At 39.8% G+C, this 14036-nt stretch carries 9 protein-coding genes; 4 read left to right on the plus strand and 5 right to left on the minus strand.

The window, feature by feature from the left end; genetic code table 11:
* Window positions 1-126: 126 nt before the first annotated feature.
* The 3 genes from CHB71_RS17915 to CHB71_RS17925 are packed head-to-tail and all read right to left on the minus strand — an operon-like array spanning window position 127 to window position 3577.
* A complete protein-coding gene (locus CHB71_RS17915; protein ID WP_089358338.1) occupies window positions 127-1470 on the minus strand; it encodes a M28 family peptidase in 1344 nt (447 codons plus the stop codon).
* Window positions 1471-1509: 39 nt separating this feature from the next.
* Window positions 1510-2634 carry a DUF3179 domain-containing (seleno)protein gene (locus CHB71_RS17920; RefSeq protein WP_089358339.1) on the minus strand — a complete coding sequence of 375 codons (1125 nt, stop codon included), beginning with the start codon at window positions 2632-2634 and terminating at the stop codon, window positions 1510-1512.
* Window positions 2606-3577: a transporter gene (locus CHB71_RS17925; protein ID WP_144017486.1), complete on the minus strand. Its 972-nt coding sequence runs from the start codon at window positions 3575-3577 to the stop codon at window positions 2606-2608. Before CHB71_RS17925 ends, CHB71_RS17920 begins: the two co-directional genes overlap by 29 nt.
* A 174-nt stretch (window positions 3578-3751) precedes the next feature.
* Between CHB71_RS17925 and CHB71_RS17930 the strand changes: the two genes are divergently transcribed.
* The 3 genes from CHB71_RS17930 to CHB71_RS17940 are packed head-to-tail and all read left to right on the plus strand — an operon-like array spanning window position 3752 to window position 7984.
* A complete protein-coding gene (locus tag CHB71_RS17930; RefSeq protein ID WP_089358341.1) occupies window positions 3752-4513 on the plus strand; it encodes a SprB repeat-containing protein in 762 nt (253 codons plus the stop codon).
* 3 nt (window positions 4514-4516) lie between these two features.
* Complete coding sequence (locus CHB71_RS17935; RefSeq protein ID WP_089358342.1) at window positions 4517-6679, plus strand: DUF6851 domain-containing protein; 2163 nt, start codon at window positions 4517-4519, stop codon at window positions 6677-6679.
* 45 nt (window positions 6680-6724) lie between these two features.
* Window positions 6725-7984 carry a hypothetical protein gene (locus tag CHB71_RS17940; protein ID WP_089358343.1) on the plus strand — a complete coding sequence of 420 codons (1260 nt, stop codon included), beginning with the start codon at window positions 6725-6727 and terminating at the stop codon, window positions 7982-7984.
* 242 nt (window positions 7985-8226) lie between these two features.
* On the opposite strand, the gene CHB71_RS17945 is transcribed toward CHB71_RS17940, so the two are convergent.
* Together CHB71_RS17945 and CHB71_RS17950 are read right to left on the minus strand one after the other, a co-directional pair.
* Window positions 8227-9669, minus strand: a complete 1443-nt coding sequence (locus tag CHB71_RS17945; protein WP_089358344.1) for a SusD/RagB family nutrient-binding outer membrane lipoprotein — start codon at window positions 9667-9669, stop codon at window positions 8227-8229.
* A 28-nt stretch (window positions 9670-9697) separates the two neighbouring features.
* Window positions 9698-12952 (minus strand): SusC/RagA family TonB-linked outer membrane protein, encoded by a 3255-nt coding sequence (locus CHB71_RS17950; RefSeq protein WP_089358345.1) that lies wholly within the window; start codon window positions 12950-12952, stop codon window positions 9698-9700.
* A gap of 215 nt (window positions 12953-13167) precedes the next feature.
* Here CHB71_RS17950 and CHB71_RS17955 point away from each other — a divergent pair, with 215 nt between their 5' ends.
* On the plus strand, window positions 13168-14019 hold the full coding sequence (locus CHB71_RS17955; protein WP_089358346.1) for a transketolase: 852 nt from the start codon (window positions 13168-13170) through the stop codon (window positions 14017-14019).
* Window positions 14020-14036: the final 17 nt, after the last annotated feature.

Raw genomic sequence — 14036 nt, forward strand, 5'->3', positions numbered from 1 at the left:
CTTTTTCATAAATCGTGTGTAAAGCATCCTCAGTGTGGTTCTATCGACTATTTAGGCACAAAGTCACAGCATAAAAAAGCCCTAAACCGTTTGAACAGTTTAGGGCTTTTTTACCATTTTGCGATTTTATCGCTTAACCTCGCCCGGAAAAACAACCAGACTTTCATTGCCGTCTTTTCCAACCGCAGACACTCCAAAAAAGTAATTGTCAATTACGATCCCCTTTAGAGTGAACTCGGTTTTGTCTTTGTCTACATTGTAGGACATATCCCATGTGGGTGAAGTAGTTTCTCTAAAGTAGACCTTATACCCTGCAAGGTTTTCATCATTAATTTCATCCCAATACAGTGTCGTTGCAGGCTGTACAGCTCCACCTATTGCGACATTTTTTGGTGCTGAAGGGGCAGATGCAAGAGCAGCTAGTGTAATCGCATTAACAGCGGTGAGTTTTGAGGCATAATCAAAATTCACATGCTCAATCACATCACCATATTTTATTCCATCTTCCTCCCGAATGTCCTGATGCTGCTGAGTGTAATTTTCATGCGCCTCCATAATTCTTACCCCAGCAAATCCAGCATCACAAAAAGGTCTGTGATGCCCTCCACGACCAAATCTATCAAGCCGGTAAATCATCTTTGGATTCATTTCCGGCATATAGGCTTTTGTCATTTTATACACATATCTGGCTAGCTGTCTGGAAATACCGTCAACCTCTCCACCGTAATACCTTCTCATTCTTTGCTGAAAATCAGTATCGGTTGGATTAGTTGGTTCTGAAAAAATTCGAAAAGTGCGATTATCAATCACTCCATCCACTCCCTCGATATTCCCGATCATATCATTATTTAAAAAACCGATAATTTCCCACTCCTCTTCTACTGCCTTTGCCGCAAGATGTTTTCCTCCGTAAAGCCCTTGCTCTTCGCCAGACAGCCCTACTAAAAGTATTGAGCTTTCGAATTCATAATTTGACAAGACTCTGGCGGCTTCTATAACACCTGCCATTCCGGATGCATTGTCATTAGCACCAGGAGAGTCATCTGTATAGTTAAGTGGATCGGATATACGACTATCAATATCTCCTGCCATCACCACATACCTGTTGGGATACTTTGTTCCCCTTTTTATAGCCAACACATTGACAACCTCGGTATCTTTTGTAATTCTTGTTTTAGCATTGCCTTTCTCTAATGTTCGTTGCATTGATACTTCATAACAACCACCGCATGCCTCTGAAATTTTTTCGAACTCGGATTTGATCCATCTTCTGGCAGCTCCTATCCCTCTTGTATCCGATTCAGTTTCTGACATTGTATGTCTGGTTCCAAATGATACAAGCGTTTGAATATCCTTTTCAATTCTCTCCGAGCTGACATTTTCAATGATTTCATAGGGAGATTGCGCTGGCAATTCCAGAAGGGCAATTATGCATACAAGTACAATACTTGGTCTTAAAAGATTAGGCATGAGTAATATTTTTAGTGTAAGTTAAATATCACTGAAATATTAGTTGTTCTTAAAATCTGAGAATTGATATATTTTCACATTTTCGCCAAAGGGTATTCCAAGAACACGCTCTTTGGGATGTAATAGATCGTTTTGATGAGACAGGGGAAATGAAACGCGATTATCTGTCTTGTAGCTGTCGTAAAGCGAACTGGAATAATCAAAATTGAAGCCCGTTTCAGTAGTCAAATAATTATTGACTCCTTTCATCGATTGTACTGAACTTACAGACATTTCTAACAAGGTGATATCGGATGTTTCTTGTGAGATGTATTCTCCATTAATCCCGAGGCTCAAAATCTGAGACCATAGGGTTTCGCTTGTTCGATCATAGAGAATAAGATTGTTGTTATAAAGAAGCCCAGACACTCCAAACTCAACTTCTTTATTAAGAATATTTCTACTCCAAACCTTTGAAGTGCCTGTAAGAGGGCAGTAACTCAAAACAATCGGGTTGCCATTTATATTATCATTTAATACTTCATGATACTCAAGTATGCGATGAGGGTATATGTAATTCTGCTCACCTGATTTGACTACAACAACCAGCTCTTCTTCATCCAAACCTGAGTAAAATTCATTCTCTATTAAAGCTCTGCCTTCCAACCTTACATGTTTGGGTTCATCAATAGAAGGAATGCCATCCCTGAAACTTCCTGAAAAAATAAAATCTGTATTTACCAGCCAATCTTCCCGATTATTTCCAAAATTGGGATTTGCGATTGTTTGTCCACTGTGGAAATGTAATTCTTTGTAGAATGAAGGAAAGAAGAACCAGTAGCCGGCTACTTGATCAATAGGCTTTAAGGCAATTTCCATATCTGAATTTACCAGATTGCCCCCAATGTCATATTCGTTCCCATGCTGGTCTTGCAAGATGACTGGATACCCACTGTCTGAATGAGTAAATTCCAGTAATTCATTCGAGATAGTCGTTTCTCTTTGGTATGCTACTATCAATCGTTTGGGGGCATCCGCATATATTACAACAGGCACACCCCCTACTTCATCATTAATCACCCCAACAACCTTAGGGTCACGAATTGAGGGTGTTATCTCTTTGTCATCACTACCACATGAGAACAAAACACCAACACTACAAAGAATCAAAAGTGCTCGAATCATCTCTTCTTAATAATTTATAGCTCACTATAATAGAACCTTGCCAAGTAGTACTTAGTTGCAATCCATTTAAATTTCTATAAACAGGAAGAATAAAGTTCAGGCCAATATCCAGTTTTTGATTAACAGCAGAAGTCTGACCTGCCATCAGGTTCACCCAGTGACCGCCTGTATTTTCATTTGTAAAACCGCCATCAAATTCATCCATTTCCCTGTATTGATAGACTCCTCCCAAAAACAAATTGGAAACGAATGTACTGACAATGTACTGGTAGGAAAAAGCGCTCAAAGCCTGGTATTGAGTGCCAAAGCGATAGTTGGGGTGAGCTTCAAAATTTCGCCCTTGCGTGTTGTATTTTATTGCAAGCTGATTGGAAATAGTATATTTTCGATCTGCTCTTAGGTAAAACGTAGATTGGAGGTTAATTCCAATGTCCACAGAGCCACTTCCTGATTGCATACTTTGTGGAAGAATGAGTCCATTTCCATCATCCGTGTTGGTGCTGCCAGTAGGCAATTTTAATCCAATGGCAGCTGCTAAATCATAGTTTGAACCTAGTAGTTGATATCTTCCCCAAAATGAAATGTCGCCAAGTCCATTATTTGTATACCTTGTATTATTTGATTGCCGAGAGACTGTCTCTTCCTGAAATAAGTAAGGCGCAACCAATGAAATAATTAGATTATCTGATAATCCATAATCTAGCTGAGTAATCGCAACACTTACCCTTCTTTTGATGAATGAATCTTCCAACTCTTTTTCACCTGAAACAAGATCATTGTTACTATTATGATTGAATGTGCCATGAATGCTCCAGTTCTGAGCTGTACCTGAAGAAAACACATACGACCCTAGAAGAGGCGTACCTCCAGTGCAACAAGTCTGCGATAAGGCTACTTTGAAGAATAGAATGATAAACCCGGTAAAAAGCTTGCATCTCAGCATAGATTTAAACTTAACAAATCAAATCCCACCTAAGATCCCCAAGACCATCAATTACGTAATTTGGTCAATGCACTGACACAACCGTCAATTGGGTGAAATATTAACAAATTTTCCGCTGATCCCTCTATTAATGAAGTTAATGTAATATAATTTTGGTATTCCCTAGTTTTTGATATGAAGAGGTGGATTTTTATAGCAGCTGCGGTCATTTTGTCCTGTGAAAAGGGATCAGAGGAAATCTTCTCCTGTGATGATCTTACCATGAAATTAGATGAATTAGAATACTCATCTTGCGGAGGAAGTAATGGGAGGTTAAGCGTATTTGCATCCGGAGGAAAAGAACCATACACTTATAGACTCAATAACGAGCCCCCACAAACACATAGCTTCTTTGAAGGTCTTGAGTCTCAATACTATAGTATTATAGTTGAGGATGCCAATGGCTGCAAAGATTCAGTCAGAACATTTTTGGGTAGCCAAAAAGCGGTACGTGCCGTAGCACTAACTGAACCTTCCGGATGTGGGACAAGCAATGGTAAGATAAAAGTCATAGCCAAAAACGGACAAATACCCTACCGTTACCAAATTGGTGAAAATGCTGAGTATACCTACAATGATACATTCACGGACCTTCCTTCGGGCAGGTATAGTGTATGGGTAAAAGATGATCGCGATTGTTTTTTAGGCATTTATCCAGTGGTCTTATCCGGTGTAGCCCTTGAGCAAGTAAAGGAAGTACTGGTTGCCAACTGCACAAGCTCCGGATGTCATGACACAGAAAGCAATCGAAACCTCTCCATGGATGAAACCATAGAAGAATACTCACAAGAAATAGCTGAAGTAATCGGTCAGGATCATCAAAGTGTTATCCTGGAAACATCCGAAATTGAGCTCATCGCCTGCTGGGCGAATGATATCGATTTAGAAAGTGAATAAACTATGCGTAAAACAAAACTTCACCTCACTCTTTTTATTCTAGTCCTATCATTCCATTCTTTTTCGCAAGAACATTCCGTTGCGAGAAAGTGGAATGAGGTCCTCCTTGAGGCAATTAGGAATGACTTTGCAAGACCTACCGTACATGCAAGAAATCTATTCCATGTTTCAGCAGCTATGTATGATGCCTGGTCAATGTATGATAAAACAGCGGTACCCTTCCTTTTTAATCGATACATTAAATCATACAAACAAGATCTTCAGTTTTCTCACAACGAAGAAAACATTGAAGAAGCAAGAGTTGAAGCAATTAGTTATGCAGCTTATAATCTGATAGTACATCGATTTAGCTTTTCCCCGGGTACCCAAAAAACATTTACTGCTGCAAATGAGCTTATGGCTGAGCTTGGATACGAAACCTCCTTCACTTCAACTGACTTCTCGGAGGGAAATCCGGCTGCTTTAGGCAATTTTATTGCTCAATCCTATATTGAGTTTGGACTTATAGATGGTTCCAATGAAGAACAAGACTATATCAACAAACATTACCAACCTGTAAATCCACCATTAGTGCCAACCGATCCTGGTAATTCGGTGATAATTGACCTCAATAGATGGCAACCGCTGTTTTTTGATGAATTTATTGACCAGGCGGGAAACCCTGAAACTGAAGGTGTTATTGACTTCCTTAGTCCCGAATGGGGTTCTGTCATACCATTTTCATTGCAGTCTTCAGACAGGACAATCTATGAAAGGGATGAAAATGAGTACTGGGTTTATCATGATCCCGGACCACCTCCATATATAGAAGAGGATGGATCCGGAATGTCCGATGAGTATAAATGGGGATTCTCGATGGTTTCTATCTGGGGAGCACACTTGGCAGAAGAGGAATTGATTGATATATCTCCTGCAAATTTTGGAAATAATGACAGCTTCCCTACTGCCTTTGAAAACTATGACTCCTTCTACAAGTACCTTGAAGGCGGTGATATTGGCACGGGACATGATAAGAACCCCTTTACAGATGCACCTTATGAGCCTAACATGGTACCAAAAGGTGATTATACCCGAGTACTTGCAGAATTCTGGGCTGATGGACCGGATTCAGAAACCCCTCCCGGACATTGGTTTACCATCCTTAACTATGTCATGGATCATGAGCTGTTTGAAAGACGATTTGGAGGTGAAGGCGAAATCATTTCTGAACTGGAATATGATCTAAAGGCATACTTTACACTAGGTGGAGCAATGCACGATTGTGCTATTACTGCATGGGGGATAAAAGGATGGTATGACTACATCAGACCCATTTCCTCCATACGCGCAATGGCGGAGTTAGGACAAAGTAGTGATGAAACGCTGGACAACTATCATGTAAATGGCATCCCTCTAGTAGACAACTATATTGAAGTTGTCGAAGAAGGTGATCCACTAGCTGGTGCAGAAAATGAGCATGTAGGCAAAATCAAAGTCTATAGCTGGAGAGGTCATGACTTTATAACTGATCCGGATACAGACATAGCAGGTGTCGGATGGATACTTGCAGAAAATTGGTGGCCATACCAAAGGCCTACATTCGTTACTCCACCATTTGCTGGATACGTATCAGGCCATAGCACATTTTCACGAGCTGCTGCTGAAGTACTCACTCTTTTAACAGGTGATCCCTATTTTCCTGGTGGAATTGGAGAATTCCTTGCTCCACAAAATGAATTTCTTGTCTTTGAGGAAGGCCCTAGTGTAGATGTGACACTACAATGGGCGACCTATAGAGATGCGTCTGATCAAACCTCCTTATCCCGTATTTGGGGTGGTATACACCCACCGGCTGATGATGTTCCTGGAAGAATTATTGGCGAGGAAATAGGCGTTGATGCCTTTGAGTATGCTCAAAATTTCTTCAATGGTATCGTTCCTCTTTCTGTGGACAAAGAAAGTATGTATCGCTTATATCCAAACCCTGTAGCTATTAATGGGACCATAACAATTGATGCGAAAGAAAAGGGAACGTTTTTATTGTACAACCTTAATGGAACGCTTCTTCATATTGAAGAAATAGGTGCTGCAACTAATCAAATTAGTTTAAGCGGCCTACAGCATGGACTGTACATCTATAAAATAGATGGATCAATAAATAGAAGCGGCAGATTGATTGTGAGGTAGCTCCTAACCTATATTTGCAATCTTTTTTACTAAACCGATTCTAAAATGATAAATTTCAGCTATATAAAGCATGGGTTCAGTCTATTCATGTTTTTTATTTCACAGGCACTTTTTTCACAAAAAAACTATATCGAAGGAATAATTATTACCAATTCAGGTGACTCAATAATTGGTTTCATCGACTACAAAAATTGGGATAAAAATCCATTAGAAATCAATTATAAACCCAATCTTCAAAAAGAGAGTATTTCTTACAACCCTTCTCAAGTAAAAGAATTCAGGGTTGGTGGCGACACCTATATTAGTGCTTATATTGATAGGGAAATTAGCTCTGTTAAGGTCGATGAATTGGAACGAAATTCGGTTCTGAACCTTGTTTCAGATTCTGTTTTCTTACGGGTTCTTATCTCTGGAAAAAAATCGCTTTATATCTACAAGCATGAAAATGGGAAAGCCAACTTTTACATTAAAACAGATAAAATAGAACTGTTAAAGTATAAGAGGTATTATGTAACCGAAAATAGAAATAATTATGCCTTAGAAAGTAAAATCTATTTAAATCAGCTAGATCAGTATCTTAATGAGTGCGATCAAAACATGAAGTTAAGCAACACAAAGTATCAACAAAATAGTTTAATAAAGTTGTTTACCATTTATTACGAAAACTGTCTTGGAGTTCAAGTAAAAACTGAAACCAAATCAAAAGACAAACTGATCAATTCGGGAGTTTTGGCAGGTATAACGCTTTCATCTCTTGAATTTAAAAGTTCTAGCAACCGTCGCTATACACAAATGGATAGTGAATCTTCCGTTGACCCAGTTGTTGGAGGGTTTCTGGAACTTATCTTACCAAGAACGAGGGAAAAATGGTCAGTAAATAATGAGCTCCTGATTACAACATACTCAATAGCAGGAGAATATATAGACTACACAAATGAACAAGATTATAGGATAATAAATAGTGACTTTAATTTTAGCTACCTGAAGTTAAATACACTAGTTAGGTATTATATTTTGCATAATCCAAATATATATTTGGAATCTGGAATCACTAACTCTCTAATGATTAGTAGTACCAATACCAGTCAACACAATATTCAATTTTATTCAACTTCCAGACAATACGATGAACCAGCCATTGAATCTATTAAATCCTATGAATTTGGAACAGCATTTGGATTGGGTTTGAGAAGTGGTAAGCTTGGCTATTTATTGCGTTACGAGTACACAAACGGAATGTCAGGACATCAGACTTTGCAATCAAGAGTCTCTAGGTACTATTTCATGGTTAGTTATAAGTTATAAGAGCTACTATTTCTATGATCGATTCGAATGGATTATTAAAAAACACTATCAATTTCATTGGTCTTTGAACGGCCTCCCTAAATAGCTTGACCGTTTTTAAATGATTTAAGTAACCTATGGGAGTGTTTTTCACAGGTTTTTTCATGTTTTAAGTTGTTAAGGTGTTTCAATTTCGTTAAGAGACAAACAAAAAAAAGGCTGCCAAAATTGGCAGCCTTTTCAATTCTATATAAATGATGAATTTAGTTCACGTCCCACCAAAGGTTGGTATCTAGTGCATCATCGAAAGGTACCGCTAAAAGGTTTTCCTGGTTAGTAGCTGCTTCATCCGTAGGATAAAGACCTCTAACCGGAATAGAAGGCTCTACAGCTGCAGCCGGCACAGAAAGTACTGGCTGATCCAGTCTTCTCCAGGTAGCCCAAGCTTCCAAACCATTCGTGTAAAGCGCTAACCACATTTGTAGTCCAATTGATTGCTCCCAGTTGGCAGCATCATAAGGATTAGCAGCAATGTAATCGTTAATAGTAGTAGCATCAGTGATACCCCACTCATTCATTGCAGCTGTGATTCCAGCGTTAAACTCAGTAAGAGCTACACCAGTGACAAATCCTCTCTCGATAGCTTCCGCTTCTAAGAATTTCACTTCAGAAAATCTCAAAAGATAAGCTGGTGCATTTTGCTGTCTTACCATTGCTCCAAATCTGGAAGTTGTAGCTTTCAACGCGAATGCATCATTATCACCAAGTCCATAAGGCATACCAACATACGTACCTGAAGCGGTAGAATCTGCATAAAGTGTTTCACGCGGATCACCCATTGCCTGCAGTGTACTTAGTAACTCATCAGTAATTCTAAAGTCATCCCTTGAACCTCCATTTGGAGATGCATCAAACCAAAATGGATTTGAGAGTGCAGCTACATTAAGATAAACCAATGAAGCTTCATCAGCAACTGAAGAAATGATATTTCCATTAAGCGCCGCAGAAACAGTACTAGATGCAAGTGAACTGTTAGCGTCTGCTATTCTCATACCCATTCTTAGTAGCAACGCATTTCCGAATTTTTGCCATCCGTCCATGTCACCACCATAAATGATATCTACATCACTAGAAAATCCAGCAGCTCCAGTGTTAATTGAATTAACAGCAGCAGTTACATTACTAATAAGAGATTCATAAATCGCAGACTGAGAATCATAAGCAGGCTTAGGAAATTCATCAGGATTTAACGCCTGAGAATAAGGCATATCTCCCCAGATATCAGTAGCCATTTGAAAACCAAAGGCCATCATGATATCGATCACAGCAATTTGATTTGCTCTAATCGCTTCCGAAGGAACATTTTCATCAGCTTCAACCAACGTCTTAGCTTGATCTAGTTCAGAAAGAATTGAAGCAAATGTAGTATTCCATCCGTTATCGAAATCCGCAGGGGTAAAGTTGTACCGCTGCTCCTCCGTATATTCATCCTGAGCAAGGTGCTGAACAAACAACATACCATACTCAAAGTTCATATCTCTGCTCCAGTAAAGATCTGGCAGACGATATAATCCTTGTGTTACCAATGAACCCGCTGGCACATCAGTTGGCTCATTTGGATTAACATTTAAGTCATCGAAATCGCCACAACCTACTAGCGTTATAATAAACGTGCAGATTAATAATCTATTTATAATCAGTTTCATATTATTTTCTATTTAATCAATTACTTAATTAAAACTTCAATCCAATATTGAATCCAATAGATCTGGTAGGAGGTACCTGAGCATTCTCAAGACCTTGATCGTTACCAGCGCCAGTAATCACCTGTGGATCCAAGTGAGGGATCTCCGAGCTAAGAAGTGCAAGGTTTCTTCCGAATGCACCTATTGAAACAGAGTTGAATGGTGTATTCTGAATTACGCTTGCAGGAAGTGTGTAAGAAAGGTTAACCTCTCTTAGTTTCACAAAGCTTGCATCGTACACGTTTGGTGTAGCAGCAAGCCACCAGTAGCTCTGATAATATGTCTGAGCAGGAACGTTAACTGTGTTAGGCTCACCTGTTTCAGTTACTCCGTCAAGTACTAGTCCGTTTTCTCTGATATCAACTCCATTTTGGAATACAGTTTCCTCTGTCATACCAGAGTATGTAGCCCACTGTAGTGAAGTAGAGTGGATGGATCCTCCTTTTTGGAAGTCAATCAACACACCCATTCGGATACCCTTGTAAGAGAACGTGTTTCTCAATCCACCAGTGTAATCAGGAATTGCTGATCCCAAGAAATATCTACTAGTTCGGCCGATAGGGAATCCATTTGTTCCAATAACAACCTCACCTTCGTTTCTTACTGATCCATCTTCAAGTACTTCATAGTCTTCTCTGATGAAGTCAGCTCCCCAGATACCCATGTAAGGGAATCCTTCCTGAATTCTAAGCTCTGCAGCCCAAGTACCACCTCGTCCAATACTCTGAACATCAGGGTGTAGCTCAACAACTTCGTTATTATACGTAGCAAAGTTCAAATTCACATCCCATCTGAAATCTCCTGATTGAATTGGAGTTCCATTTAATGTAAGCTCAATTCCAGAGTTCTTCATTGTACCTGCATTGATCACACGAGACGTGTATCCTGTAGATGAAGAAATATCCACGTTGAAAATCTGATCGACAGTTTCTCTGTCATAGTATGCCACATCAAAACCAACTCTGTTGTTCAAGAAATTAACATTAGCTCCAATTTCAATCTCAGTAGTAGTTTCTGGATCTAATAAAGGATTGTTTCTAGAATTTGGAACTGCAAATCTTGACGCGCTTCCCCAGTTTGGAGACTGTGGGCTAAATGTAGTCGCAAGTCTGTAAGGACCTGGCGCATTTGCCGCCTTACCATATGCTACTCTTACTTTACCGAAAGACACTACACTACCGTCAAATGCAGGTAGTTCAGAGAATACAAAACTTGTAGACGCTGAAGGGTAGAAGAATGGATTTTCTTCAGTTGGAAGAGTTGAAGCCCAATCCCATCTTCCTGATGCATCGAAGAATAAAAGATCTCTGAATCCAATTGAAGCAAGCATGTATGTACTGTTAATTGCTTCTTCTCTCAAGTTAGTACCTGGCGTATAAGTTGCAGGCTCAACTGAGTTAGACAAGTGATAGAATCCATCTAGTGCCAATCCACCATTTGTAGTGAACTGAGTAAATGTCTGCTCCTGCTTCATTCTGTTTCCTCCAAGCGTTGCGTTAACAGAAATGTCACCGAACTGCTTATTGAAGTTCATTTGCAGCTGGAAGTTCGTTTCATTGAAGCTTCGGTAAGTCTCAGTATATCTTGACTGCTCAATTCCTCCATTAGGAACACCTTCCTGGAAATCCCACTGGTATCCATCTCTCATTGCCTTACCGCTAACAGTTAAGAAATCAGTGATGTCATATGTTACGTCGATGTTTCCGAACAATCTGTTCTTATCATCTTCCTGCAAGTACTCATTTCTTACGAAATAAGGGTTGTCGAAGAACTGAGGTGACTCATTAAACGAAATCAAGTTACCTGAACCATCTACCGCAGGTCCTATCGCATTCCATACATATTGAGTACCGTCAACCATTTCATAGTTTTTCAGTCTCTCAACATCAAGGTTTGTTTGCCACCACTGGTTAAATCCTTGCATTGGGTTAGCATTGTTATAACCAGTTACGTTTCTACCGCTGGTAGCCTGGTTTACAAAGTTTGCAGATGCAGTTACATATAGTCTGTCTGTTGGGTTAACAGTAGCGTTCAAGCTAATTGTATTTCTCTGTAGTCCTGAGTTAGGTAGTGTACCAGACTGGTCTAGATTAGTATAACCTAATCTAAATGTTGCTAATTCATTACCTCCTTCAAGAGCAATTGAGTTTGTCCATGTTTTCCCAACTTCGAAGAATTCTTCGTATCCGTTTGCAGGAGCTGACCAAGGTCTTGTTTCACCATAGTTAGAGGCGTTAGGATCCCAAGAATCCCAGTGACGAACTTGTGATCCATCATACTTTGGCCCCCAAGAACCATCCTTAGCATATACTGGCGCTAAATAATCAGTGCCATTTTCAGTGAATTCTACAAACCCACTTTGAGTTGGATTTCCAGTAGTTGGATCCACAGCAATTGCTCCACCACCATAAGTTTGCTGATGAGGAATTAGGTTCTGTACTTTATCAAAAGTCACAGCAGAATTAACTGATACACCAATTCCTTTTCTCTGACGACCTTTTTTGGTTGTAATTACAATTACACCATTTGCACCCCTTACACCATAAATAGCAGTTGCAGCAGTACCTTTAAGTACACTCATACTTTCAATGTCTGACGGGTTAATGTCTGAAATTGCGTTACCATAATCATAAGGAGTAGATCCTCCACCGAAACCTCTTTGCTGAGAGTTTGATGAGAAATCAGAGTTTCCTATTGGAACTCCATCTACAACGAAAAGTGGCTGGTTGTTACCTAGGAAAGAGTTTGCTCCACGAATAGTGATTCTTGAAGATCCACCCAATGAACTTTGTGAACCCTGGATTTGAACTCCGGCAACCTGACCTTGAAGCGCATTCACTAAGTGAGTTTCCTTAGTCTGAGAAATGCTTTCTCCATCAACCTGCTGTACTGAGTAACCCAAAGCCTTTTTATCTCTTTCTTGACCAAGGGCAGTTACAACAACTTCCTGAAGTTCTGTAGCTCCTCCCATTGAAAGATCAATAGTGGTTCTAGATCCAACTTGTACTTCCTGAGTTGTAAACCCAACGAAAGAAAATACAAGAGTAGCACCGTCTTCCACAGAAATACGGTAGTTACCGTCCAAATCTGTAGTCACACCGGTTGTTGTGCCTTTAATCACAACGTTCACGCCTGGTAAAGCCTCACCCGAATCATCGGTGACCTTACCAGCAACTGTTCTCTGTGCTAATACCGAGGTAATAGCAAAAGAGAACAACATAGTAAGTAGTAAAATCCTCTTCATACGTTACTTTTTTTGTTGATAAATAGTTAAAATCAGCCTAAAATTAAGTGATCCAAGTCCGTTTATCAAAGAAATAACCATATTCATAGGGTCGATTAAGCTATTTATCGACGTATAGTTGTTAACATTTACGTAAAAGGACGGATATATTGTGCCCATGAATGGTTACACGTTTGTATAAACGGTCTTACATTTGCCCCTTCAAAAAAATTCCTATGTCGTCTAATCCTGACCTAAAAAGCCTAAATAACATCTGCTCGCAAGTACGTCGTGACATTGTCAGAATGGTGCATGCTGTTAACTCAGGACATCCTGGTGGTTCTCTTGGATGTACTGAATACTTTGTGGCTCTTTTCAATCATATTATGAAATATGATTCCTCTTTCAATATTGAAGGGAAAGGAGAGGATGTTTTCTTTCTATCAAATGGGCACATTTCACCGGTTTTCTACAGCACACTTGCTAGAGCTGGTTTTTTTGATGTTAAAGAGCTTTCAACTTTCAGAAAACTTGATTCAAGGCTTCAAGGTCATCCGGCTACCGAGGAAGGGCTGCCAGGCGTGCGAATAGCATCCGGATCACTAGGTCAGGGCTTATCAGCAGCTATTGGGGTGGCGCTTTCGAAAAAACTCGATGGTGATGATCGGAACGTTTTTATACTTATGGGTGACGGAGAGCAGCAAGAAGGCCAGGTATGGGAAGCAGCAATGTTTGCTGCTCATAATAAAGTTGACAACTTGATTGCTACTATAGACTACAATGGCCAGCAAATTGACGGGCCGCTTGAGGAAGTTAATAGTTTAGGTAATTTAAAAGCTAAATATGATGCTTTTGGATGGGATGTGCTTGAGTGCGATGGGAATAACCTCAGCGAGTTAATTGAAACAATTGAAGCAGCCAGATCGAAAACCGGATCAGGAAAACCTATTATGATCTTAATGACTACAGAAATGGGCAAGGGCGTGGACTTCATGGAGGGCACTCACAAATGGCACGGAGTAGCTCCTAATGACGAACAACTTGCTGATGCCTTGAGTCAACTTGAAGAAACAATAGGAGACTACTAGTCATGGCACGACAAGCA

Origin of the sequence: Ekhidna lutea (genome assembly GCF_900188325.1) — a bacterium.
GTDB lineage: Bacteria > Bacteroidota > Bacteroidia > Cytophagales > Cyclobacteriaceae > Ekhidna > Ekhidna lutea.